The sequence below is a fragment of the Rhodothermales bacterium genome (genome assembly GCA_040221055.1).
In the GTDB taxonomy this organism is placed as follows: domain Bacteria; phylum Bacteroidota; class Rhodothermia; order Rhodothermales; family UBA10348; genus 1-14-0-65-60-17.
On the sequence record JAVJVN010000005.1, the window covers coordinates 1 to 23,631 of the forward strand.

At 61.7% G+C, this 23,631-nt stretch carries 21 protein-coding genes and 1 tRNA gene; 4 read left to right on the top strand and 18 right to left on the bottom strand.

Annotation, left to right across the window (positions count from 1 at the left end; translation table 11 throughout):
• Nucleotides 1-132: 132 nt before the first annotated feature.
• Nucleotides 133-2,334: an FG-GAP-like repeat-containing protein gene (locus RIE53_02075; protein MEQ9103466.1), complete on the top strand. Its 2,202-nt coding sequence runs from the start codon at nt 133-135 to the stop codon at nt 2,332-2,334.
• Here RIE53_02075 and RIE53_02080 read toward each other — a convergent pair.
• From RIE53_02080 to RIE53_02130, 11 genes are all read right to left on the bottom strand, one after another.
• Nucleotides 2,306-3,022, bottom strand: coding sequence for a response regulator (locus tag RIE53_02080; protein MEQ9103467.1), 717 nt, complete (start codon nt 3,020-3,022; stop codon nt 2,306-2,308). The genes RIE53_02075 and RIE53_02080 overlap by 29 nt on opposite strands.
• A 74-nt stretch (nt 3,023-3,096) precedes the next feature.
• Nucleotides 3,097-5,472, bottom strand: coding sequence for a cytochrome c biogenesis protein CcsA (gene ccsA, locus RIE53_02085; GenBank protein MEQ9103468.1), 2,376 nt, complete (start codon nt 5,470-5,472; stop codon nt 3,097-3,099).
• Between the two features lie 446 nt (nt 5,473-5,918).
• Nucleotides 5,919-6,218 (bottom strand): cell division protein ZapA, encoded by a 300-nt coding sequence (locus RIE53_02090; GenBank protein ID MEQ9103469.1) that lies wholly within the window; start codon nt 6,216-6,218, stop codon nt 5,919-5,921.
• A gap of 2 nt (nt 6,219-6,220) precedes the next feature.
• A complete protein-coding gene (locus RIE53_02095) occupies nt 6,221-6,559 on the bottom strand; it encodes a hypothetical protein (GenBank protein MEQ9103470.1) in 339 nt (112 codons plus the stop codon).
• A 42-nt stretch (nt 6,560-6,601) separates the two neighbouring features.
• On the bottom strand, nt 6,602-9,073 hold the full coding sequence (gene pheT, locus RIE53_02100) for a phenylalanine--tRNA ligase subunit beta (GenBank protein ID MEQ9103471.1): 2,472 nt from the start codon (nt 9,071-9,073) through the stop codon (nt 6,602-6,604).
• 13 nt (nt 9,074-9,086) lie between these two features.
• Nucleotides 9,087-10,091, bottom strand: a complete 1,005-nt coding sequence (gene pheS / locus RIE53_02105; protein ID MEQ9103472.1) for a phenylalanine--tRNA ligase subunit alpha — start codon at nt 10,089-10,091, stop codon at nt 9,087-9,089.
• A gap of 117 nt (nt 10,092-10,208) precedes the next feature.
• On the bottom strand, nt 10,209-10,553 hold the full coding sequence (gene rplT, locus RIE53_02110; protein ID MEQ9103473.1) for a 50S ribosomal protein L20: 345 nt from the start codon (nt 10,551-10,553) through the stop codon (nt 10,209-10,211).
• Nucleotides 10,554-10,578: 25 nt separating this feature from the next.
• Nucleotides 10,579-10,773 carry a 50S ribosomal protein L35 gene (rpmI, locus tag RIE53_02115; GenBank protein ID MEQ9103474.1) on the bottom strand — a complete coding sequence of 65 codons (195 nt, stop codon included), beginning with the start codon at nt 10,771-10,773 and terminating at the stop codon, nt 10,579-10,581.
• Between the two features lie 106 nt (nt 10,774-10,879).
• Nucleotides 10,880-11,398, bottom strand: a complete 519-nt coding sequence (gene infC, locus RIE53_02120; protein ID MEQ9103475.1) for a translation initiation factor IF-3 — start codon at nt 11,396-11,398, stop codon at nt 10,880-10,882.
• 116 nt (nt 11,399-11,514) lie between these two features.
• Nucleotides 11,515-13,479, bottom strand: coding sequence for a threonine--tRNA ligase (gene thrS / locus RIE53_02125; protein MEQ9103476.1), 1,965 nt, complete (start codon nt 13,477-13,479; stop codon nt 11,515-11,517).
• Nucleotides 13,480-13,629: 150 nt separating this feature from the next.
• Entirely contained in the window at nt 13,630-15,168 is a 1,539-nt protein-coding gene (locus RIE53_02130) for a M20/M25/M40 family metallo-hydrolase (GenBank protein MEQ9103477.1), read from the bottom strand.
• A gap of 137 nt (nt 15,169-15,305) precedes the next feature.
• Between RIE53_02130 and RIE53_02135 the strand changes: the two genes are divergently transcribed.
• Both RIE53_02135 and def read left to right on the top strand, forming a co-directional pair.
• Nucleotides 15,306-15,956, top strand: a complete 651-nt coding sequence (locus RIE53_02135; GenBank protein MEQ9103478.1) for a peptidylprolyl isomerase — start codon at nt 15,306-15,308, stop codon at nt 15,954-15,956.
• A 1-nt stretch (nt 15,957) separates the two neighbouring features.
• Nucleotides 15,958-16,530, top strand: coding sequence for a peptide deformylase (gene def / locus RIE53_02140; protein MEQ9103479.1), 573 nt, complete (start codon nt 15,958-15,960; stop codon nt 16,528-16,530).
• 25 nt (nt 16,531-16,555) lie between these two features.
• Here the strand turns inward: def and nhaA are convergent, their stop codons facing one another.
• From nhaA to RIE53_02160, 4 genes are all read right to left on the bottom strand, one after another.
• On the bottom strand, nt 16,556-17,890 hold the full coding sequence (gene nhaA, locus RIE53_02145) for a Na+/H+ antiporter NhaA (GenBank protein MEQ9103480.1): 1,335 nt from the start codon (nt 17,888-17,890) through the stop codon (nt 16,556-16,558).
• Nucleotides 17,887-19,632 carry a cation:proton antiporter gene (locus RIE53_02150; protein MEQ9103481.1) on the bottom strand — a complete coding sequence of 582 codons (1,746 nt, stop codon included), beginning with the start codon at nt 19,630-19,632 and terminating at the stop codon, nt 17,887-17,889. The genes nhaA and RIE53_02150 overlap by 4 nt, the downstream gene beginning before the upstream one ends.
• A 205-nt stretch (nt 19,633-19,837) precedes the next feature.
• Nucleotides 19,838-20,086 carry a hypothetical protein gene (locus tag RIE53_02155; GenBank protein MEQ9103482.1) on the bottom strand — a complete coding sequence of 83 codons (249 nt, stop codon included), beginning with the start codon at nt 20,084-20,086 and terminating at the stop codon, nt 19,838-19,840.
• A gap of 67 nt (nt 20,087-20,153) precedes the next feature.
• A tRNA-Val gene (locus tag RIE53_02160) sits at nt 20,154-20,227 on the bottom strand.
• A gap of 110 nt (nt 20,228-20,337) precedes the next feature.
• Here RIE53_02160 and RIE53_02165 point away from each other — a divergent pair.
• A complete protein-coding gene (locus RIE53_02165; GenBank protein MEQ9103483.1) occupies nt 20,338-20,763 on the top strand; it encodes a hypothetical protein in 426 nt (141 codons plus the stop codon).
• Here the strand turns inward: RIE53_02165 and RIE53_02170 are convergent.
• From RIE53_02170 to RIE53_02180, 3 genes are all read right to left on the bottom strand, one after another.
• Nucleotides 20,701-21,396: a hypothetical protein gene (locus RIE53_02170; GenBank protein ID MEQ9103484.1), complete on the bottom strand. Its 696-nt coding sequence runs from the start codon at nt 21,394-21,396 to the stop codon at nt 20,701-20,703. The two genes, RIE53_02165 and RIE53_02170, sit on opposite strands and share 63 nt — an antisense overlap.
• A gap of 38 nt (nt 21,397-21,434) precedes the next feature.
• Nucleotides 21,435-22,070, bottom strand: a complete 636-nt coding sequence (locus RIE53_02175; protein ID MEQ9103485.1) for a hypothetical protein — start codon at nt 22,068-22,070, stop codon at nt 21,435-21,437.
• 144 nt (nt 22,071-22,214) lie between these two features.
• On the bottom strand, nt 22,215-23,273 hold the full coding sequence (locus tag RIE53_02180) for a TIGR00341 family protein (protein ID MEQ9103486.1): 1,059 nt from the start codon (nt 23,271-23,273) through the stop codon (nt 22,215-22,217).
• Between the last annotated feature and the right edge of the window lie 358 nt (nt 23,274-23,631).

Sequence of the window (23,631 nt, forward strand, 5' to 3'; positions counted from 1 at the left end):
CGTCACCATGTAGTTGCTGCTAATAATGTATTACCCAAGGTTCCTGGATTACGCAGAGATGGGGGGCGGGCCACACGGCCCGCCCCCCTGTTCGCGTTTGGAGGTTCTCCTGTCCGTCTCGATCTTGGGTTCATGAATCACATTATTGGCGACGCACGCATGGGCGGTAAACGGTCACGATTCGACGGGTATTGGTGCCGGCGCGCCGGACTGGGTATCGTACTGCTCCTGCTGCCTTTGGGCGCCCGCGCCCAATACATCCCCACGTTCGTGGACCAGAGCCACCTGCTGGATGAACAGACGCGTTTCGGAGCGGCGGCCTGGTCGGCAGCGTCCGTGGACGTTGACGGAGACGGACGAACAGACATCTATCAGCCGGGACGCCTTTATCTGAACACCGGGGCGGGGGAGGATGGCACGGCAGGCGCGGCGTTTGATGTGGCTTTCACCGCTTCCCTCGCCGCCATGGGCCTGCCCCGGTACATTCCGGATCGGGTGTTCGGTGCATCGTGGGCCGACGTGGACGACGATGGCTTTCCCGAGGGATTCGAGAGCGTGCTTTTTGCGAACGGCAGCCGGTTTTACGAGAATCACTACGGCGTGCAGTTGTCAGAGTCGCCCGATGCCGCAGGAATCGCGTTTCCCGGGCTTGCCCAGGGCGCTGCGTTTGCGGATTACAACGGGGACGGCGTCCTGGACGTATTCATCGGGGATGATCTCGGGGGAAGTCGCCTGTATTTCGGCGTGCCCGATGAACACGGCTTCGCGACCGGTCGCTTCCAGCCGTCCCCGCAGAACGCCGAATTCGAGGCCCAACTTCCCAAGGCGTACGGTCTGGCGGCCGCCGACTACGACAACGACGGCGACATCGATCTGTTCATCGGTGCCTGTTCACAGGACAATCCGGCCAAGTCCGTGAACCTGCTGTACCGCAACCGGGGTGACGGTACGTTCGACGAGGTCGGTGCGGCAGCGGGTGTAGACGACAACCTGGCTGCGTGGGGTGTGGTCTGGCTCGACTACGATCGCGACGGATGGCTGGACATCTACGTGGTCAACATGGCCGTGGCCGACGGGCGAACGGGAGAAAACCTGCTCTACCGCAACAACGGAGACGGCACGTTCGAGGAACGGGGCGCCATGGCCGGGGTGGCCGGTTCGGCGGGTGCCCAGACGTTCGGTACCAGCGCCGTGGACGCGAACAACGACGGTTGGGTGGACCTGCATACGGCCGGACTCGAGGGCGGGGCGCTGTACCTGAACAACACCGACGGCACATTCACGGATGCCATCACGGAAACCGGACTCCTGTATCAACCCGAAATCGGACCACCGCAGCCCGTGCGCAACCAGGCCATCACCGTCGGGGACTACAACGCAGATGGCTGGGTGGATGTCTTCACGGGGATGAACTTCGCGCCGTACAACCGCCTGCTCATGAATACCCCGGGCACGAACCACTTCCTGACCGTCCGATTGAGTCAGTCGGCGCCGAACCGGGACGCGGTCGGTGCACGGCTGACCCTGTACGCCGGCAACCCGAGCCCGACAAAATCCGGTGCGGCCGCGGCGCAACCCCAAATCCGCGAAATCACGGCAGGGGACGGCTTCGTGAGCCAGAACATGGCCATGACGGCCCATTTCGGGCTCGGGGAACACACGACGGTCGATTCACTCGTCATCCGCTGGCCAAACGGGGATCTCGAAACCATGGCCGATATCGAGGCCGACCAATTCCTGACCATCCGGAAAGGGCACGGGATCGATGCGCCGCCCACGGCTGCCGAGCCGCTCACGCTCGACTGGACCGGAGACACCGTCACGCTGACATGGGCCGAGGGCAACGATGCGTCGCCAAACCTTCTGTACACGCCCGTCATTGTCCATCCTGACGGTACCGTACAGGCGGGCACACCCACTACGGCCACGCAGGCTGAACTGCCGCTCACGCCCACAGCAGGCGGCAACTTCCGTTGGTCCGTGGTGACGACGGACGGTACGACCATCCGGCGGGCACGCGCGGTTAAGGAAATCTGGCTGTCCGGTGTCGCGACCAGCGCATCATCGGAACTACCGGACGCGGCACAACTGGGCACGCCTTATCCCAACCCGGCGAGCCGGACCTTGAGCGTAGACGTCACGGGGGCAGCAGAACTCGAAATCATCGATCTGTTGGGGCGCATCGTGTGGCGCGAGTCGGGCAGCCAGGAGCCGGTCCGAGAGACGTGGACCATGGATATCAGCACGCTGGCACCCGGAGCGTATCTCCTGCGTCAGCGGGGCAGCAACGAGGTGCGGCCCTTCATCATCCGGAGACCAGGCGGTCGTCAATGAGACGCTGGACGTCCCGTTGGACATCAACGAGGGCGCCTTCAAACGCGGACATCCGACCGCGAATGCCGTCGATGTCGCCGGCGTGGGCATCTTTTTCCATACCGGCGCACAGATCCGTCAGACGCCGCGCGCCGAACATGGCGCTGTTGGCCTTCAAGTTGTGGACCACCCGTTCAATCCGGACCGGTTCTTCCGATTTGAGGGCGGCATGGATTTCCGTGCGACTCCGGTTGGCTTCCGTCAGGAACTCGGTGAACAAATGGACCAGGAAATCATCGTCCTCGCCCATGCTCTCCACGAACGCCTTCAGCGTACCGGTATGAAGGGTGGAGGTCTGAACGCGACCCAACACGCGGCGCAGGCCGTCCATGTCGAAGGGTTTGGTGAGGAAGTCATCCATGCCGGCATCCATGCAGGCGCGCTTGTCGTTTGCGCCTGCGTTGGCCGTCAGGCCTATCACGTGGATGGGATTTCCCATGGCGCGGATTTGCCGGGTGGCCTCAACGCCGCTCAACACCGGCATCATCATGTCCATCAATACCGCATGGAAGGGCTCGCTGCTTGCATGGATGGCATCGATTGCTTCCTGTCCGTTGTCCACCGTATGCACCTCGTGGCCGAGGCGGCTCACCATGGTACGCACTACCCGCTGATTGATGGCGTTGTCGTCTGCGAAAAGCAGCTTCATGGGATGGAGGGAACGGTTGTGTGGATTCCCTTCCGGTATCGGATATCTGCAGGAAAACTTGAGCCCGCCGGACGTCAAATCCTCGCCCGACGGACCATCGAAATCAGGAAACCGCCCGTCAGGATAATGAATCCGATCCATACCAAGGAAATGAGGGGCTTCTCATAGGCCTGGACGACCAACCAATCGTCGGGCGTGACCCGGACACCGTCCAGCGCCAGTGTGACCTCTCCGTTGTCCACATTCATGGCGGTAAACGCGACGGTAATGCCCCATTCCGGAACACTGTTCTCGACGAAGCTGACCGACCTGTCCTTCTCGATGATGTACACGGGGCGAAGGGTCTTCGCCTCTCCGGTCGCCTGGCTCGTAATCCGAACGCGTGCGCCGACCGCCACCTCCGTGGAGTCCGTCACGAATTCGGGTTCGATATTCAAGTCGAAGCCGTCGAAGGCAATCACGTATTCATCGTTGCCGACGACGGTTGAGTCCCCACGTGCCAGGTTGATCTGTCCCTGGTTTTCGTCGCCCGTTTCAAACATTTCGTTCGGTGCTACGGCCAGGAAAATGTCCTTTTCAGCGAACTGGCGGACCGACGGATGCTGGATCCACTGCCCCTTGTTCGACATGTAGACCACCGGGTTCATCTCCCAGGTGCGGTCAGCCGGGTCGGTAACGGTGAGGTTGAAAACGGGACGGCCTTCTTCATTCTGGTCCCTGCCGTTGTACGTGAACACGTAGCCGTTGATGGGCAGCGTCTGGCCCTTGGTCAGGATGAAGTTGTCCCGGTTATCACCCACCTGGACACCCGTCCCGATGGAGTTTCCGAAGATGGACGAAGCCACAATGCCGAGCATCATGATGGCCATGCCCACGTGGGCCATGGCACCCCCTGCGAGTTTCAGGTTGCCCCTCGCAATGCGCCACAGTACGATCCCGTTGCCATACAGGGCAAAGAAGGAGACGAACACCAACAGGACGACGGCCATGCCGAAGCTGTTCTGTTCCCACCACGAGCCGCCCTCACCGATGAGGCTCCGGAACGGAGAAACCACCACGATGATGGCCGTACTGAATACCGCAAGGACCGTCGGCCACATGAGCACACGATTGATGGTCCGGACGTTCATCTTGTTCCACCAGAACAACTGAGCCATTCCGGCAAGGAAAACGAAGACGATGGACAGGGGCAGCGTCCACTTGTTGTAGAACTCCAGGGGCACGGCCGACGGACTGTCCCGGAAAATGCGTCCCAGGATGGGGGCGCTCGTACCGACAATGACAACCGCCGAGATGGCACACAACACCATGGCTCCGGAGAAAATCATGAATTCGCGGGACAGCATTTCCGGCTCCTTCTGCGGCGTGGGAAGTTCACTGTATCGGGCAGCGAAAAGGCCGAATCCAATGATCCCCATGGTCAAAATCCAGATCAACAGCTGGTTGTAGAGCCCCAGGTCCACGAACGAGTGCACGGAGATTTCCCCCAGGATGCCCGATCGGGTCAGGAACGTGGAATAGACCACGAACATGTAGGCCAGGACCGTCAGGAAAAGCGAGGCCTTCTGGCTGTGTCCTGACCGCTTCTGGACAATCATGGTGTGCACGGCGGCCACGCCAATGAGCCACGGTACGAGGGATGAGTTTTCCACGGGGTCCCAGGCCCAGTATCCACCGAAGGAAAGCGTCTCATAGGCCCAATAGCCGCCCAGCATGATGCCCACGCCCAGTGCCATGACGGCAAAAAGCGTCCATGGGAGGGCCGGGCGGACCCACTGGGTGTACTGCCGCTTCCACAGAGCCGTTACGGCGAATCCGAAGGGCACGATCATGGACGCGAACCCGGAAAACAGAATGGGTGGATGAATGACCATCCAGTAGTTCTGCAGCAGGTCATTCAGTCCCTGCCCATCCGTCGGGATAATGCCTGCCTGGATCATGGGGGCATCCGGGAATTTCTCGGCCAGGGTCGTGAAGGGCGATGAACCAATGGGCAGCGGACCCAGCTCGATACCTACGATCATCGAGATCAGGAAGGCCTGGCACAGCGCGATAATGGCCATGACCGGTGCTTCGTACTCGCGCGCCAGGTGGATAACCGCCAGACCGACTCCGGCATTCATGACGATCCACAGCAGGAACGAGCCCTCCTGACCGGCCCATGTGGCCGAAACCAGGAATTTCAGGCCCAGGTCCATGGACGTGTTGGCGTACACGTACGCATTCGAAAAGTCATGCGTAACGCTCAGGTACATGAGCAGGCCGAAGGCCGCGATGCTGGTCAGGGTCATGGCCAACCATGACGCGCGGGCCACCCGCGTCCAGACACTGACCACCGGGTCCGGCACGAGGACCTTCATGCCTTTGGCCGTCCTGAAAAACAGCACGCCCGAAAGCACGCACGCAACCATGGAGGTCAGGATGAGGAGCTTGCCTATGATTCCAATCATCGGAGGGTCGCGTGGTCTGGGGTGGGCGTATCCGGATACTATCCACGAATGACCAGTTGGTCCCGCCCTTCAACGCAATTTCATGGCATATCGGGCGTCGCTCGACTTCCTCGGGCAGGGGCCAAAAAAAACAGGCACGCCCTGCTCCGAAGGATGAGAAGAACCTCTCTCAACCAAAATGTGGGTACCGCTCAACGACTTTCGACTTCCCCGGTCCGCTTTCGCGGTGACTGCCAAGGCAGTTGGGGCCTGTCGTCCGACCTTGAAGGATGGTTCCCAGGACGTAAACGTTAGGTTCTTACTATGCGTCCAAAGCAGGGTCGCGCCTGCATGTAAGTACGGGTACCATGGACCCGTACGCAAGGGAAAATCCCGTGGAGACGGTGGCAATCGGGCTCAACCGTCGGGAATCGGGGACCAACCGGAACGTCAAGGGCACGGGCTGGTCAGCGCGAAAGCAGGGCGTCTGACAACATGCGCTCCAATTCCGTCAATTGGCCGTTGACGTGGGCCCCGGGGTCCAACTTGCGGGCCCTTTCCACGAACAGTTCTTCGGTTACGGCCAACGCGGTAATGACGGACGCTGTCAAATCGGATTGGTCGGGATGCGCCGACTTGAACGCCCGGAGCTTGGCATCCAGGTATTCAGCCATCTCAAGCGTAGCCAATTCATCCGCTTCCGATACGCGCAGCGTATAGTCCTTGCCCAGGAAGCGCACCTTGAGGGGTTTCAGATTCTTTGACATGGTCAAACCTCGGATTTGCGGGACGCATCCGCATGACTCTCGATGTGCCGGTCAATCACGGACAGGTAGTGCTCAATCTCCTCACGCAGTTGGGCAGGGCTCTCCGTGAACACGACCGGGGTCCCGTCCACGCCCATGGTCATATCGTGACGCAGCGATTCCACTTCCTTGCGAAGGGCGTGATTTTCCGCCCGCAGCCGTGCCAATTCCTTGACCGCCAATTCAATCCGGACGCGCAGACTTTCAAGGGCGCGCGTCTGTTTCTGGTGGCGTGGGCCCCGGGTCGGTGCCGGCGATTCCTCCGGCGAGGCAAACATGTTGGGTTCGGACATATTCGACATGCGGGAATATAGGTAATCGGACAATCGGCGCGCCAGCCCCTGTCAGCGAAGTCGGGCGCCGAATTCCGAAGCCGTCTTCTCGAGGATCCGGCCTACGGCCTGGTCCACCTCTTCGTCCCGAAGCGTCCGGTCCGCACTGAACGCCAGGGCGAAGGCCACGCTTTTCCGGCCCTCCGGCAAATGCTCGCCCTCGTAGAGGTCAAAAGGTCGGCATTCCTTCAGCAGGTCGCCACCGGCGTCGAGAATAGAGTTGCGGACATCGCCTGCCGCCACACCGACATCCATGACCAGGGCGATGTCCCGTTCCACCACAGGGAATCGGGAGACCGCTTCGTACCGGGTCCGGCCCAGTCGCGCCGAACGATCAGCCAACAGGCTCCAATCGAACTCCACGAAGAAAACAGGACGTTCGCCGGATACCTGACCGACGGTGCCCACCACCTCCTGGCCGAGCTGCACGGACGCGAGTGCCTCCAGGCCGCCGTCCTGCGGATTGTCCGGGCTGCGATCGGGCAGCGGCGTGTACACCGCTCCGCTCAGTCGCAATGCCCGCAATACCCGCTCAGCCACGCCCTTCACGTCAAACCAATCAGCAGCACGTTCAGGCTCATTCCATGCTGCGGTGGTCCACGTTCCCGATGCCACGATCAACAGGGATTCTATTTCTGTATACCCGTCCACCACACTCCGGTCGGTCTGCTTGCGTGCATGCACCCGTCCCATTTCAAACAGGCGCAGTCCGCGCTGTCCATGATTCCGGTTGTGGTCCACCACGCGCAGGACGCCCGGCAACAGGGAGGGGCGGAGCGTGGACATTTCCGTTGTTATGGGGTTCAGGGTCTCGACCACGCCACCGCCGAGCCGTCCTGCCGGAAGGGCCTCGTCCATGAATCGCTCTGCGCTCGCAAGGGGCAGCATGGAATTGGTCTGGACTTCCCGGAAACCCATGCCGGCCAACAACATGCGGACGTTCTTCCGCAGCTCCCGCCGCGCGTCCGGGCGGGGTGTGAAGTTGGGTAACGCCGATTGCGCAGGCTCCGGAATATTGTCGAACCCGTACAGGCGCGCCACTTCCTCTATGACATCGATTTCCCGCTCCACATCCGGACGCCAGGCCGGGACAACGACATCCCACGCATCTTCGGAAACCGTGCGCAATTCAAAGCCGATGGCCGTCAGGAGTTGGACGATGTGGGGGGAGGCGACGGGCGTCCCGACAACGCGTTCGATTCTCGACCCCCGCAATGGGACGGTCCGGGGCACGTGGGGCACCGGATGCGCATCCACCATGCCGTCCACGACCGTCCCTCCGGCAAGGTCCCGCATGAGTTCGGCCGCGCGGGCGGCAGCCCACACCTGACCGGTCGGGTCCACGCCCCGTTCGAAGCGGTACGACGCATCGGTCTGCAGCTGGAGGGTCTTGGCCGTCCGGCGGATGCTGGACGGGTCGAACCAGGCGCTCTCAATCAGGACGTCGGTCGTCGCATCCGAAACTTCCGAATTCTCTCCGCCCATGACGCCGGCAATGGCCACATCGCCCTCGCCGTCGGCAATCATGAGGGTCCCGGCGGGCAGAATCCGCTCCTTGGAGTCGAGAGTCGTGAACCGGGTTTCACCGCTCGTTGCGTGGACCCGGATCCGGCCGTCCCGGATGGTCGCAAGGTCGAATGCGTGCAACGGCTGCCCGCACTCATACATGACATAATTGGTGATGTCGACCACGTTGTTGCGGGGACGCAGCCCGATGGCCGTCAGGCGCTGTTTCAGCCAGGCCGGAGACTCGGCAATCGTGACCCCGCGGACGACGACGCCCACGTACCGGTGGCAGAGTTCGGGCGCCTGGATGTCCACCTCGATTTCCTTGGCCGCCACCCCGCCCGCCAACGGATACGCCACATCCGGCACCACGAGTGGACGGTCGGTCAATGCGGCGATATCCCGTGCCATGCCGATGTGCGATACCGCATCGGGCCGGTTCGGTGTGATGGCGACGTCGATGGCCGCATCCTTGAGCGCCACGCCCGTACCGGCCATCCATTCCGCGAAGTCGACACCGACGGGCGCATCGTCCGGAAGCACCATGATGCCGTCGTGATTGTCGGACAGTCCGAGTTCATCCTCGGCGCAGATCATTCCGTTCGATTCCTGGCCCCGAAGCTTGGCCTTCTTGAGGGTGACCGGTACGCGGACCTCCGGGTTCTCACGGGAGGGGAGATGCAGCGTGGTTCCGACCGTAGCCACGGGCACGCGCTGGCCGGCCGCGACATTGGATGCGCCACATACGATCTGGACGGGCGCTCCGGATCCCAGATCCACATCGCAAAGGGTGAGGCGGTCGGCATCCGGATGCGAACGCGTGGCTACCACGGCCCCGATGACGACGCCGTCAAGGTCCTGGCCCCGGTGTTCGACGCCGTCGACCTCCAGGCCGCACATGGTCAGCCGGTCCGCCAGTTCATCCACTGAGAGGCCGTGCTCAACATAGTCGGACAGCCAGTTTGCACTGATGATCATGATGGTGGGAGGATCAGGAGAGTGGGAATTGCTGGAGGAAGCGCACGTCGTTCTCGTACAGGATGCGGATGTCATCTATGCCGTAGCGGAGCATGGCAATCCGCTCGACACCCATGCCGAATGCGTATCCGGTATACACTTCAGGGTCGATGTCCACCGACGTGAGTACGTTCGGGTCCACCATGCCACAACCCAGGATTTCCATCCAGCGTCCGCCGCCCGGCAGGGCGTCGTCCTTCCACCAGATATCCACTTCGGCCGACGGCTCGGTGAACGGGAAGAAGGAGGGCCGGAACCGCATGCGTACATCCTCGCCGAACAGGGTGCGCGCGAACGCGTGCAGGATCTGCTTCAGGTCGGCCATGGTGACGCCTTTGTCGATGTACAGGCCTTCCACCTGGTTGAACAGGCAGTAGGACTTGTAGGAGATGGCCTCGTTGCGGTATACCCGGCCTGGCACGATGACCCGGACCGGGGGCGGCTGCTGCTCCATGACCCGGATCTGTACCGGAGACGTGTGGGTGCGCAGCAGCGTGGTGCCTTCCTCGATGAAGAAGGTGTCCTGCATGTCCCGCGCCGGATGGTCGGGCGGAAAGTTCAGCGCCGAGAAGTTGTGCCAGTCGTCTTCGATTTCCGGGCCTTCGGCGATGCTGAATCCGTAACTGGTGAAGACGTGCTCAATGAGCGAAAGCGTCTGAGTAAGCGGATGCAGGCTGCCTTCCGCGGGCTCGCGGCCGGGCAACGTCCGATCGAATGCAGGGCCGCCGCCGGTGGCCCCGGCCGCGAGCGCCTGCTGCGCCTCGTCCAGGCGGGCTTCCACACGCTGTTTGAGTTCGTTGACCGTCTGCCCGTATGCCTTTCGGTCGCCCGGATCGACTTCCGGAATCCGCTTCATGAGCGCGGTGATGACGCCCTGCTTCCGGCTCAGGAAACGGATGCGGTAGGCATCCAGGGCCGCTTCGGAATCGAGGACCGTATCCTCTATTTCTCTCTGGACGGGCTGGAGATCGACGGACATGGCTGGTGGGGCAAGGTTAGGCGGACAATGCGGATCGGGCCAGGCAAAAAGGACAAAAAAAGTCCCGCCTTTGCCGGGGCAGAGGCGGGACTCGGATCAGCACGGATGCTGAATGGGCTACGAGGCCGCCTTGACGACCTCGGTAAACACCGCTGGATCATTCATGGCCAGATCGGCCAGGACTTTCCGGTTCAACGTGATATCCGACTTGCGGAGGGACCCCGTCAACTGGGAATACGTGGTGCCGTTTACACGGGCAGCCGCGTTGATGCGGGAAATCCAGAGACGGCGGAATTGACGCTTGCGTGCGCGGCGATCCCGGTAGGCGTACTGGAGGGCTTTCTCGACCGCGTTCTTGGCTACCGTATAGACGTTCTTGCGACGTCCCCAGTATCCCTTGGCCATCGCCATGATCTTCTTGCGACGGCGGCGCGATGCTACTCTGTTTGTTGCGCGGGGCATGGTTCTTTCAGACTGATGTTGGGGGTCAGGCGCTGATCATGCGCTTGACGCGGGACTCGTCGACTTCGTGCACCAGGGTGCTCGTGCGCAGGTTGCGCTTGCGTTTCTGGGTCTTCTTCGTCAGAATGTGTCTGGCGAAGGCCTTCTTACGCTTCACGCGGCCGGATGCGGTCAAAACAAACCGCTTCTTGGCCCCGCTGTTGGTTTTCATCTTCGGCATGGTAACGTAACGTCTGCGCGGTGACTTGTAAGCCTTATAAAGTACGAACACGGAACGCTGCCTGCAAGACTGCGCTCCGTACCCGGTGCGGATATTCCATGAAGGGTTACTTCCCTTTCTTGGACGGACTCAGGATGGTCGTCATCCGGCGTCCTTCCATCTTGGGTTCCTGGTCGATCTTGCAGAGATCGGACAGTTCCTGGATGAACTTGGCCAGCAATTCCATGCCGTGATCCTTGTAAATGATGTCACGACCCCGGAACTGCACGTACGCACGGACCTTGTTTCCTTCTTCCAGGAATCGTTTCGCGTGTTTCGTCTTGAAGTCGAAATCGTGGTCGTCCGTGTGCGGACGGAACCGGATTTCCTTCAATTCGACCGTGTGCTGCTTCTTCTTGGCCTCTTTCTCCTTCTTCTGCTGTTCGTAGCGGAATTTGCCGAAGTCCATGATCTTGCAGACCGGAGGATCGGCTTGGGGAGAAATCTCGACGAGATCAAGTTGTTGATCTTCCGCCATTCGAAGGGCTTCTTCGAGCGGGAAAACCCCGTGATTGCCCTTGGGATCGACCACACGGACCTCCCTGGCCCGGATTCGATCGTTTACCCTCGTAAAATTATTAGCGATGACCGTCTATCTGTTTGGTGACTGGGATATCCGAATGATACCCCGAAAATAACTTTTGGGTCCACTCAATCGACAGAGTGCCCGTCAAAACCCGGCAGAGCGCGCCGCCCGGAGACTCAGGACTCCTGTTTCGTGCCGTGCATGGTCTCCCTGATTTCCGTGCGGAGCCGATCGGCAAAGGCGGCCGGAGTCTCCTTGCCCAGATCCCCCTCACCATGACGCCGGACCGCTACCGTACCGGCCTGCACTTCCTTGTCGCCCACCACGAGCATGTAAGGAATCTTCTGCATTTCAGCCTGACGGATCTTGTAGCCGATCTTCTCGCTCCGCACGTCCGTTTCGACACGGAAACCTAGATCGCGTAACTCCTCGGCGACCTCGCGGGCATATCCGTTGAAGTCCTGGCCTACCGGCAGGACCGTGACCTGGACGGGAGCCAGCCACGACGGGAAGTTGCCGCCGCAATGCTCAATCAACACGCCCACGAATCGCTCCAGTGAGCCGAACGGGGCGCGGTGGATCATGACCGGCCGGTGCTTGGTGTTGTCCTCGCCCACGTAGGTCAGGTCGAACCGTTCGGGCAGATTGTAGTCCAGCTGCACGGTGCCCAGCTGCCATTCGCGCCCGAGCGCATCCTTGACCATGAAATCAAGCTTGGGGCCGTAGAAGGCGGCTTCTCCGGCTTCCTCGGTGGCATCCAGACCCATCTCCTGAGCGGCTTCCCGGATGGCCTGCTCGGCAGCATCCCACTGCTCGGCCGTCCCGATGTACTTGGACGTGTTGGCCGGATCGCGCAGCGAAATCTGCGCCTTGAAATCGGTGAAGGAAAGCGCGGACAGCACGGTGAGTGTCAGGTCGATGACGTTCTTGAATTCATCCTTGACCTGGTTCGGCATGCAGAAAATGTGGGCGTCGTCCTGCGTGAACCCGCGCACCCGCGTCAATCCACCCAATTCTCCGGACTGCTCGTACCGGTAGACCGTGCCGAACTCGGCGTATCGGACCGGCAGCTCCCGGTAGGATCGTGGGCGATCGGCATAGATCTGGGTATGATGCGGACAGTTCATGGGCTTCAGCAAGTATCCCTCATCCGCCTCCACATCCTCCATCATGGGCGGAAACTGGCTGTCCTTGTAGTACGGGTAATGCCCACTGGTCTTGAACAGTTCGAGCCGGGCAATATGCGGCGTTACCACGGGCTCGTAGCCGCGGCGGGTCTGCTCCGACTTCAGGAATTCGGAGAGCGTATCGCGCAGCCGGGCGCCCTTGGGGAGCCACAGCGGGAGCCCCGGACCGACCTTGCTCGAGAACGTGAACAGTTCGAGCTCGCGCCCCAATTTGCGATGGTCCCGCTGACGGGCCAGTTCGAGCCGCTCCAGGTAGTCATCCAACTCCGACTTCTTCGGGAAGGTGATGCCGTAGAGCCGGGTGAGCTGCTTGCGCGACTCGTCGCCCCGCCAATAGGCGCCGGCGATGTTCAGCAGCTTCGCGTATTTGATGTTCTTGGTGGACGGAATGTGCGGCCCGCGGCACAGGTCCGTGAATCCGCCCTGGCTGTAGAACGTGATGGTCCCGTCATCCAGATCCTCCAGGAGTTCGAGCTTGTATTCATCGCCCTTCTCCTCGAAGAAGGCTACGGCCTCGGCCTTCGGGACCTCGCGGCGCTGGTAGGCCACGTCCCGCTTGGCCAGCTCCATCATCTTGGCCTCGATTTTCTCGAGATCCGCTTCGCCGAGCGTCCGGTCCCCCAGATCCACATCGTAGTAGAATCCATTCTCGATGGCGGGGCCAATGCCGAACTTGACGCCGGGATACAGCACTTCCAGGGCTTCTGCCATGAGATGCGCGGAGGAGTGCCAATACGTGGCATAGCCCTCCTTGTCGTTCAGCGTCAGGATCCGGATGGTGGCGTCCGATTCGATGGGGCGGGACAGGTCGCGGACCTCACCGTCCACGGCAATGGCCACGGCCACCCGGGCCAGACCCTCGGAAATGTCCCGGGCCACGTCCGTACCCGTCACACCACGGTCGAACGAACGGGTGGAGCCATCGGGAAAGGAGAGGGTGATTGAACGGGACATGGGATTGGTTTTGGCTTTGCTGTTTGCGAGCGGGGTCAAGGGCCTGCTCCGGGATTATCCAGATCGTGCACGAACGCTCAAACGACCAATCGAATCCTTCCGATTGGCGAAAATTCAGGGAATCAAGCGTTCACGGGCCAGGGTTTCGGGCTACTCGAACGAACGGCGCGGCGCCCGGCAGTCGCCCCACGTGCGGGGATTGCCGCGGAAATCCGTGCCGGGGAGGTTGGCCTTTGCGCGGTCGAAACGCTCAGGGTCTTCCGATGCCATGTAGGCCAGCATGGCGGCCAGTGTGGCATTTTCCTTCAGATCGTCAAAGACCAGCTTGTCGGCGGTATCCCGGTTGGTGTGCCACGTGTACTGGCGGTACTCATCGTAGGGGGACTGCAGACGAAAGGCCGGAGCCCCTGCGCACACGAACGACGTATGGTCGCTGCCCTGGTTGGCCTGCGGGCCCGGCAGTTCGAGCAGGACGCGCGAGGCGATTTCCGTGGGAACGGGATTCATCCAGCGGGGGAGGTGATTGGCCGCGTCCAGGTAGCCCTGTCCGTCAATTTTCTCGAATCGCCATGTCCCGTTGTCCTGGTTGAACGACGTCTGGAGACCGGCCACGACTTCCGGATGATCCTCCCGGAAGGCACCCGATCCGATGAGTCCCTGCTCCTCGGCACCCCAATGACCCACCAGGATGGTGCGTCGGGGGTTGGGATACGCCGCGCGCAGGATCCGCATGGCTTCCAGCATGGTCAGCGTTCCGCTGCCGTTGTCCGTCGCGCCCGTGGCCGAGTGCCAGGAATCCAGGTGCGCGTGCAGCAGCACATATTCGTCGGGGAGTTCGCTGCCGGTGATCTGGCCGATCACGTTGAACTGGGGAACGGTCCCGAGATCCTTGGCCTCGGCGTTCACCCGGAGCGTCGGCGTATTGCCGGACTCGGCCAGGCGGACCAGCAGACCGTAATCCTCACACGAGACGTCCACCTCGACAACAACGTCATTGGATGCCGAGAACACCTTGTTCACGCCCCATCCACCGGACCAACGCGAGGTCAGAACACCGTTCAAGCCGAGTTCCTCAATGCTTCCGAGTTCACGTACGGCGGCCGTGCGGGCGGCCCAGTCACGGCGCAGTTCCATCCGTTTTTCGTTGAGGGCGGTCACGGTTTCCGGGCGGGCGTTGGCCTCCAGTTCCTGGGCCGCCCGACACATGGGCTCAGGCGCCGAGGCCAGCAGGAATTTGCCCCGGGCATTCCGGCTCCAGGCGGCGAGGGCCTCCTCCTCCAGGTCGGTGGGCGGAAGCACGACCTGGGCGGAAACCGGGCCGTCCGTACCCTGGCTCCAGGCCAGCAATTCAGCCTCAAGGCTCACACGCCGGGGCTCCAGCATGTCCACATGCAGCAGGCCCTGTTCCCATCCCCGCCAGGTACCGTACTCTTCGCGGCGGGCATCAATGCCCCAGACGGCGTACTTGTCCATCACCCACTCCTGGGCATCCACCAGACCCTGCGTACCCGTCAGTCGCGGGCCGATCACGTCCAGCAGTTCATGGGCCAGTTGTTCGACCTGGGAATTCTCCACACCCACGTCCCACATGGTGCGAATGACGGGATCGTCCGTCGGGAAGGTCTGGGCGACGGCGGTGGAAGTGGAGGTGGAAGGCAGGGCGACGGCAAGAATCCCGGCGAGGGCCATGCAGGCAGTAAGGAAACGGTTCATTTCAGACAGTCGGCTGGTTAACAATCCGCACGGGCGGAAAATTTGGATTTCGATACGTAATGGTACAAATTCCGGCTCCTTCGTCCTACACGCAACCCTTCCACCCGAGTTTCATGTCCAATTTCAAGATGCGTCACGCAGCGGCCGCCCTCTTCGTGGGCGTGGCCATCATGGCCGGCTGTGCCACTTCAAATCCGCTCTTCAAGCCTTCTTTTGCCGATCTCGCACGGCCCGCTCCGGACTCCTTCGACGTGGAGGTGGTTACGAGCGCCGGGACGTTCGATCTCCGGATATACCGCGACTGGGCCCCCATCGGTGTGGACCGCGCGTTCTACCTGTTCCGGCACAATTATTACGCCGGCACGCGATTCTACCGGGTCATCGACGGGTTCGTGGCCCAGTTCGGCGGGACGCCCCATGCGGCGCTGGACTCCATCTGGAATGCCATGCCGCTGAACGACGAGCCGGTCCGCGCATCGAACAAGCGCGGCACCATTGCCTATGCCCGCGCCGGTGCCCGGACGCGCTCGGCGACCATGTACATCAACCTGGAGGACAATACGCGGCTGGATTCCCTGGATTCCGGGAACGTGGTGGGCTATCCGCCATTCGGACGGGTGGTCCGCGGCATGGCGGTGGTGGACAGTCTGTACAGCGGCTACGGACCCGCGCCCATGCGCTTCAGTCGCGACATCCAGGCGCTCCGGAACGACTTCCCGCGGCTGGATTCCATTGCCTCTACGCGCGTTACGCGCATGTATTAGCATGATCCGTCCCATCATTCAGATCGGCGACCCCGTCCTGCGTGAAGTCTGCACCCCTGTTGCCCCGGAGGATATTTCCTCCGCGGACGTGCAGGCGCTGATTTACGACCTCATCGACACCAAGCGGGCGGCGGGCGGCGCGGGCATTGCTGCCCCGCAGGTCGGCGACGCCCGCCGCATCTTCATCGTCGAAGTCAAGGACAACCCCCGTTACCCCTACAAGCCCGAGGTCCCGCTGGACGTCGTCATCAATCCCGAGCTGGAATTCCTGACCGACGAACGCTTCGAGAACTACGAGGGCTGCCTGTCCATCGCGGACCTGCGCGGCCGCGTGCCCCGGTGCCCGCACATCCGCATCCGTGGCCTGGACCGTACCGGGAAGCCGTTCGAGAAAGAGGTCCGTGGCATTACGGCCGGCACGTATCAGCACGAATACGATCACCTCGAGGGCATCCTCTTCCCCGACCGGGTCGAAAAGGAGGATTCCCTGTGTTCATGGGATGCCTTCCGCACACATCATGAGGATGCGTTCCGTCGCGAAGTCGAGGCGATCGTGACGCGCTGGGGTTCGTAGTGCCTTGTCCCAGACGCCCAAGCGGTTATCCCTTTTCGGCCGAAGGACCCATGCGGAGCAGGCCCCAGCCGAGCAATCCGGCGAGCAGTGAGCCGCTGAGGATGCCCATCTTGGCGCGATTCAGCATTTCAGCATCTTCGAACGCCAGGCCGGCAATGAACAGGGCCATGGTAAAACCGATGCCCGCCAGGCAGGCCACGCCGTAAACGGCTCGCCAGGTCACACCTTCAGGCAACGACGTAAGACCGGTCTTCACGGCGGCCCATGCGAACGCGAAAATGCCCACTTGCTTCCCCACGAACAGGCCGACGAGGATGCCCAGTGACACGGGATGAAGGATGGCTTCGCCCACGTCAATGCCCCGGAACGATACACCCGCATTGGCCAACGCAAACAGCGGCATGATGAAGAAGGCGACCCAGCCGTGAAGGGCATGTTCCATGCGAACCAGCGGGGTCTCCGCGTGCTTGGCTGAAACCTCGACTTCATGGATGATGTCCTGCTGTTCACCGGATACCCAGTTGTCATATACAGGGTGTCCTTCGGCGTCCCTGAACCGATCAGCCAAGTTCTTCAGTCGGGTTTCGAATGTCTTTTCGTCCAGTCGGCGCTTGGCCGGGATGGTCATGGCCAGGAGTACTCCGGCGACCGTGGCATGCACGCCGGACTTCAGGACGGCCACCCAGAGGATGAGTCCGAAGAACACGTAGACCGCCGTGCGCTGGACGCCCATCTTGTTGAGCGTCGTCAGGATGGCCAGTGTGACCGCAGCCACAAACAGCGCTCCAACGGCCAATTCCGACGTGTAGAAGAGGGCAATCACGAGTACGGCACCGAGGTCATCCACAATGGCCACGGCCGTCAGGAAGATCTTCAATGACACCGGCACGCGCGAACCCAGCAACGCCAGGATACCGAGGGCAAACGCGATGTCCGTGGCCATGGGAACGCCCCAGCCCGCCACGAATTCGGTACCTCTGTTGATGAACACATAGATCAACGCCGGGACAATCATCCCGCCGAGTGCTGCCGCCATGGGAAAAATGGCTTGCTTCACGTCGGACAATTCCCCGACCAGCATTTCCCGCTTGATTTCCAGGCCGACCAGGAAAAAGAAGATGGCCATCAAGCCGTCATTCACCCACAGGAGCAAGGGCTTCGATATTTCCCAACCGCCGAATCCGGTCGTGACGTACGTACCCCAGAGATTCTGGTATTCTGCCGCCCACGGTGAATTCGCCCATACCATGGCGACGACGGCAAAAAACAACAATAAGATGCCGCCAGCTGTCGTCGTCTTGAAAAAGCGCTGGAAGCCGGAGAAAAGGTTGAAAGCCGTGTTGTTGGAATTGTCGTTCATTTCTGGACAAGTATGGTACAAGGGGTGTTTTCAGAGAGTCGCAGGCCGGAGGCAGCGGGCACGAGGGCACCGTCCACCAGGGCGGCCACGAAAAGGTGGTTCGGCCAGGAATCCCGTTCCCCGAACGGGACGGTTTTGCGCTCGAAGGCACCGGTCGTAACCGCGAAATCCCACTCGGCGATGGCCACGCTGCCGCCGAACGCGGTGCGCCCGCCGACATGGTCGCGCGTTGCGGTATGGTCGGCTTCCCGTTCCCGCGACGCATCGTACAGCAGACCCACTTCCGGCACGGCGAATTCTTCTCGTGCCATGCGGCCAATGAGTGCATCGACCCCCGGGTTGCCCGTAATGGCCAATACGTAGCGCGCCGATCCGGCTCCGGCTTCATCCAGGATGATTTCATCGAGGGCGCTGCCCTGGACGGCCTTCAGACCGGCGGCACGGGCGGCATCACAGTTGTCCGGGCGCGTATCGACGACGGTCACCGGCATGTTCGAGCCGAGCACCACGCCCAACTCGCGGCCCAGGCTGCCGCCACCCACGATCACGCAGCCCTTGCGGTGTTCGCCGGCCTCCACCAGTTCACCCCGACGGCGCAGCCACGCCACGCCGATTTTGAGGAGAACGGGCACGGAAGCCGTCGTGGCGATGGCCATGATGACCAGGATGGAGAAGACTTCCTGGGAAATGATGCCCAGCGACAGGCCGATCTGGGCGATGATGATTTCCACCGCGCCGCGGCCATTCATGCCGGCACCAAGGACAATGCCTTCGCGCCACCCGAATCCGGTCGGCAGATAAAAGACCGCCGTGCCGAGGATCTTGCCGATGGATGCCACACCGATGACGACGACCAGGAAGGTTGGGGATTCCGTGACGACGGCCAGGTCCACCTCGAAGCCCGCCGTCACGAAGAATACCGGAGCCAGGAAGCCGATGGCGCCTTTCTTCAGGAACGTCATGACTTCACGGCTGACGGTCTGTCCTATGATGTTGTCCCGCAGGAACATGCCAGCCAGGAACGCCCCCAGGATGCCGTGCAAGCCCGCCAGGTGGGCCGCTTCAGCCAGGACCAGCATGACGATGATAACGAACGGGAAAACCACGGCCATGCCGCCCCGCTTGAGCTTGCCGGACAGCATGGGGAGGACGAACGTGCCAAAGGCCCACGTACCTCCGAAGAACAACGCCATTTTTCCGGCTACCAGCCACAGGCTGCTGCCCGATTCCGGGTCGGCCATGCCGATGAGGCCGGCGAAAATGATGAGCGACAACGCATCGGCTATCAGCGCACCCGCCATCATGACGTGGGCTATCCGCGTACCCAGTAGCTTCAGATCCAGCAGGATGCGGGATTTGGTCGCCAGCGAAGTGACCCCCGCGGCCATGCCCACGAACAAACCCTCCATGACGCTGCCACCGAACATCGTCACCGCCCAGTAGGCCATGACGAAGGGTGTGATGAATCCTCCGAGGGCGGCCAGAATTCCACCCGTTGAGACCTTCTTGAGGTCCGCCGGATCGATTTCCATGCCGACATACAGCATCATCAGGAGGATGCCGAGTTCGGCGATGACGTTCAGGGCGGGATCGCCGGACAGCCAGCCGAGCAGCGGGGGACCAAGGATGACGCCGGCCAGTAGTTCGCCCAGGACAGACGGGTAGCCCAGTCGTTCAACGAGTTTTCCGGCTCCATAGGCCGCAGCCAATACCGCCAGAAGCGGCAGAAGAGGTAATTCCATGACGATGACGAGCGAAGGTAGGTGGGGGGCGCGTGCGGACAGTACGGATGGGGCAGGCCCTACCGTTCAAGCGGGGTGCACAGGCCGAGCCAGCGGGTGCGTCGGCAGGAATACGTCATCGTGGCGCAAATCATGTCCGGAAAATACGTTCGGGCAACCGTTATTGCACGTTAAATCGGATTCATTCAAATCCGCGCAATGAACGCTATTCGTGCCGGAAGTGGAGGATGAGCTCCGGGTCCGTTGAGCGTGCTATCACGTCACCACACCGCCGACAGGCCCATTCAATGGACTGGGGTCGGCCGCCACTTACCCCGATGAACACGTGCACCAGGAACTGGAATCCCGTGTACTTTGCCTTGGGACTCACCCAGACGCTGTCCAGGTTGTTGCCGCAGCTGCACGCAGGCTTGATCTTGACTACGCGTGGATCGGTTTCGAAGGAAGGTGCCATGACGAAGGGGTTTGAACGAGAAAAGGCCGCAACTCCATGTACAACATGTGATTGCGGCCTTTCCATGTGAGTCCTAGTGGATTCGAACCACCGACCTCTACGATGTCAACGTAGCGCTCTAACCAACTGAGCTAAGGACTCGAAGGATGCAAATATACCGCGACCGGTGTACGCGAGTCAAACCACACCGGCCGCTTCACCAAAAGTTGGAGCCGGGGCCCTTCAGACGAAGAGTGGGGCGGACGACAACCATGAGTAACCGATCGTTCCACCATTCCCGCCGCGCAATCCCCATGTCCTACGAGTGCGAAATCGTCCGTCCGGATGACCCCCGGGCAAAAGCCGGATCGAACCGCTACCTGAAACGATTTCCGCCGGTGCTCCAACTCATCACGGACATCGACCCCATTGTGGCCAACAAGCTGAATGAGCTGGTGTGGCGCAGCCACCGTGCCGGCCAGGACCTGACACAGACGTGCGCAGCGTTGACATCGGCGGCGCAGCAGCTCGGCTACCGGGTGAAGATCGGCGTTCAGGAAGTGTACGTGGCGAGCATGCCGTCCTATCCGGGCGAGACGATCATGACGGCCCTCCTGGTCATGGATGCGCGTCCGTCAGTAGTCCAGTCGAAGGGACAGGACCGGCCGGGCGCCCACCGGTGGCGCGAAACCGGCTGAAAAAGCCGGACCCGCACCTGCGGATGCCTTTCGCGCGGAAACGAGTCCGTTGATGATGCGATTCGCCACCAGGCTGGCAATCAGGATGGAGCGCCTGCGCCCCAGGGATTCGTCCTGCTCGCGAAGATCACGGTACCGCTGGAATTCGGCCTCCGATGCCCAGGACCAGTGGAAGGATGGATCGGCCACATAATCCACCTGGTCCCATGCCCGGTTCCGGAGCACCGTCTCAAGGAACTCATCGGACGAGCGGAAGGAGGCCAGATTCAGATAGAAGGTCCGATCCTTGCCGTCCAGTTCGGCACCCGCTGATCCCGCTGCCAACGTCCGGTACGTATCCACCACGTCATTGCGATGCCACGTACTGGAAAACAGGCCTATCCAGAGCGCGGCATCGGTAGCCGCGATCGTTCCCGACCATGCCGTCCATTTGCCGCCATTGGCATGGCGATGACCGAGGCCCGGAAGGAGCATGCTCAGGCCGAAGGCTTTGGCCGGGGAAGGGGATGGGGCCATCCGGTTCGCGGGGTCCGCAGGTTGGGCCTGCACCGCATGCGGCAGTGGCCATGCCACCAGGAGTGGCAGGGCCAGCATCAACAGCGGGATGAATTTCAGGAAGCGGATTCGGCGCATGGAAAGCGCGTACGAGTCAATCCGGGCGTTGATCCGGATTACCGGGCCATCCGCGCCAGACGTCGCAGGGGCAGGTCGTCGAAGATCTCCTCCAACGCGGTGGGCGTGGCGTGGCTGCCCTTGATTTCCGCCGATACGATGAACCGGTCCTCCACCACGGCCACGCCGATGGCCCGATGGTGATCCGTCGCGATATATCCCGGGTGCCCGTTCCATTCCCTCGTTTTCTGGAGTCCTTCCACATTCTCCCGGTCAATCTCGGCATCCAGCAGGTCCAACCCTTTCATGGCTGCCGATTTGATGGTGCCCAGGTCGATGACCGACAGCTTCATGGTGGTCACGCCGTCATCCGATGCATAGGAACCCTCAATCCGGGAAATCCGGATGCCCAGCGCCCCCGTATTCTCGCCTTCCCATCCCACCCGGTCGAACGCGCCCAGGCTGCCCGGGATCATGTCCTTGAAATCGCGCCAATCCACGACCTCCACATCTGCATCGGTCTGCAGCGCCTGCCCGATGCCCTCGAGCGCAGCGCCGATTTTCGATACCGAAGTTTCCACGGTCTGCTCGACATCGCGCTGGATGTCGCGGCGTGTTTGTTCACGCTCTTCCGGCGTGGGCTCGCATCCGACCAGGAAAACAACCAGTCCTAACAGGGGGAGAAGGGTACGCATGGCAATAGGGGGTTTGAGCAGCAGGGATTCAACAAGCGGGGGGCTTTAACAAGCAGGGGGCTTTAATAAGCGGGAGGGGAAAGGCTGTACGGAAAAAAGAAAACAAAGCGTCCTCCACGCATACGCGCTACCCCCCATGCAAGGTTACATGAACCGCCAGATAAGCACCGCCAGCAGGATGAGGAGTACGACCCAGGCCGCCGCCGCCCTGTGCGTGGCTTTCCGGGCCCGATCGGCTTCCCACCAGGTGCGCGGCCGAACCTTCTGGAGATAGAAGGTGGCAATCGCCGACAGGTTGACGCACGTCACGTTGGTAACGAGCAGCACCAGGGCCCCGAGGGCCAACTCCGGATGACCGGCTCCGACGAGCAAACCGACAGCTACCAGGGGTGGGAGCAGGGCAACCGCCACCATGACCCCCACGACCACGGCAGGGACCCCGCTCGTGAAAGCCAGCGAACCCGCCGCACCCGCAGACAGGGCAATCAGGATGTCTCCGGCATTCACGACGGTCCTGTTCGCCAATTGCGGCTCGGTCGGGTCAATGGTCAGCACGAGCCCCAGGACCATTGAGAGGGCCAGGGCCGTCCCCAGTCCGGCGGCATTCGTCTTCAGCGCCCGCCCACCCAGATCCGGATCACCCATGGCGGCAGCCAGCGCCAACGCGATGTTGGGCCCCAGCAGCGGGGCAATGAGCATGGCCCCGATAACAACGGCCACGTCGCCACGGGCCAAACCGATGGCGGCCACCAGCGTCGACAGGATGACAAGCATCATGTAGATCTTGTCCAACCGACTCGCTTCAGCGATGTCCTCGTACAATTCCTCCCGACTTATCCGGGACGGAGCTTTCTTGGCCGGCTCCTCACCTTCCCGTTCCGCATCGCCGGAGGCTTCCCCGTTCCGCTCGGTGCCACCCGACTCTTTTCCGGGCTCTTCAAGCCGCGGCAGCGTCGCTTCCACCGGCAGCAGGACAATCCGGAAGGTGTCCAGATGCCCGAATGCATGCATGAGCGCATCGGTGACCGCCTCCGAGTCCCGGGCATCGAGCAGCAGCCGTACCATCGCCGTGTCGCCCTCGGTGCCGATCACGCCGGAGCGGTGCGAATCATCCACAGTCCAGATGTCCGCCTTGTCGATGATACCGGGTACTTCGTCCAGGCGGTCGCTGGGCAGCGTGGCTTCAAGCAGTCGGGTGGGCATGGCGGTTCGCGGGTTGACTGTTCGGGTGGATGCGCTCCGGGTTGCTTGCCAATCTACGGCCAGGGAAGATGCATTCCCCGCCGCGCGCCATGTGCTCCGGATTCGTGTCGATACTGTTTCGTGTTCGAAACACATTTTACTGATCTGGAGGCTTGCCCGATGCGTCGCACCCGGGAAAGAGTGCTATTTTGGGCTGAAAACAACATTCCGATCGGGGCGTGCCAAAACGCGGTCCGGACCGGCACGTGGCTTGCAAGAGCGTGGACAGTTACCAACACACACCCTCTTCAAGACCACGAACAACGCCATGAAAAACTTCTTCGCTCTCGCCTTCGCCCTGACCTTCGCCTTCGCCGCC

Coding starts and splice junctions, on each gene's coding strand:
- RIE53_02090 (MEQ9103469.1), bottom strand. CDS start 6,218: ATGTCAAAGAATCTGAAACCCCTCAAGGTGCGCTTCCTGGGCAAGGAC.
- rpmI (MEQ9103474.1), bottom strand. CDS start 10,773: ATGCCGAAGATGAAAACCAACAGCGGGGCCAAGAAGCGGTTTGTTTTG.
- rplT (MEQ9103473.1), bottom strand. CDS start 10,553: ATGCCCCGCGCAACAAACAGAGTAGCATCGCGCCGCCGTCGCAAGAAG.
- RIE53_02130 (MEQ9103477.1), bottom strand. CDS start 15,168: ATGGCCCTCGCCGGGATTCTTGCCGTCGCCCTGCCTTCCACCTCCACT.
- RIE53_02135 (MEQ9103478.1), top strand. CDS start 15,306: ATGTCCAATTTCAAGATGCGTCACGCAGCGGCCGCCCTCTTCGTGGGC.
- RIE53_02095 (MEQ9103470.1), bottom strand. CDS start 6,559: ATGTCGAATATGTCCGAACCCAACATGTTTGCCTCGCCGGAGGAATCG.
- thrS (MEQ9103476.1), bottom strand. CDS start 13,479: ATGTCCCGTTCAATCACCCTCTCCTTTCCCGATGGCTCCACCCGTTCG.
- RIE53_02075 (MEQ9103466.1), top strand. CDS start 133: ATGAATCACATTATTGGCGACGCACGCATGGGCGGTAAACGGTCACGA.
- pheT (MEQ9103471.1), bottom strand. CDS start 9,073: ATGATCATCAGTGCAAACTGGCTGTCCGACTATGTTGAGCACGGCCTC.
- RIE53_02165 (MEQ9103483.1), top strand. CDS start 20,338: ATGAGTAACCGATCGTTCCACCATTCCCGCCGCGCAATCCCCATGTCC.
- ccsA (MEQ9103468.1), bottom strand. CDS start 5,472: ATGATTGGAATCATAGGCAAGCTCCTCATCCTGACCTCCATGGTTGCG.
- RIE53_02175 (MEQ9103485.1), bottom strand. CDS start 22,070: ATGCGTACCCTTCTCCCCCTGTTAGGACTGGTTGTTTTCCTGGTCGGA.
- def (MEQ9103479.1), top strand. CDS start 15,958: ATGATCCGTCCCATCATTCAGATCGGCGACCCCGTCCTGCGTGAAGTC.
- RIE53_02170 (MEQ9103484.1), bottom strand. CDS start 21,396: ATGCGCCGAATCCGCTTCCTGAAATTCATCCCGCTGTTGATGCTGGCC.
- RIE53_02155 (MEQ9103482.1), bottom strand. CDS start 20,086: ATGGCACCTTCCTTCGAAACCGATCCACGCGTAGTCAAGATCAAGCCT.
- RIE53_02180 (MEQ9103486.1), bottom strand. CDS start 23,273: ATGCCCACCCGACTGCTTGAAGCCACGCTGCCCAGCGACCGCCTGGAC.
- RIE53_02080 (MEQ9103467.1), bottom strand. CDS start 3,022: ATGAAGCTGCTTTTCGCAGACGACAACGCCATCAATCAGCGGGTAGTG.
- pheS (MEQ9103472.1), bottom strand. CDS start 10,091: ATGTCCGTCGATCTCCAGCCCGTCCAGAGAGAAATAGAGGATACGGTC.
- nhaA (MEQ9103480.1), bottom strand. CDS start 17,890: ATGAACGACAATTCCAACAACACGGCTTTCAACCTTTTCTCCGGCTTC.
- RIE53_02150 (MEQ9103481.1), bottom strand. CDS start 19,632: ATGGAATTACCTCTTCTGCCGCTTCTGGCGGTATTGGCTGCGGCCTAT.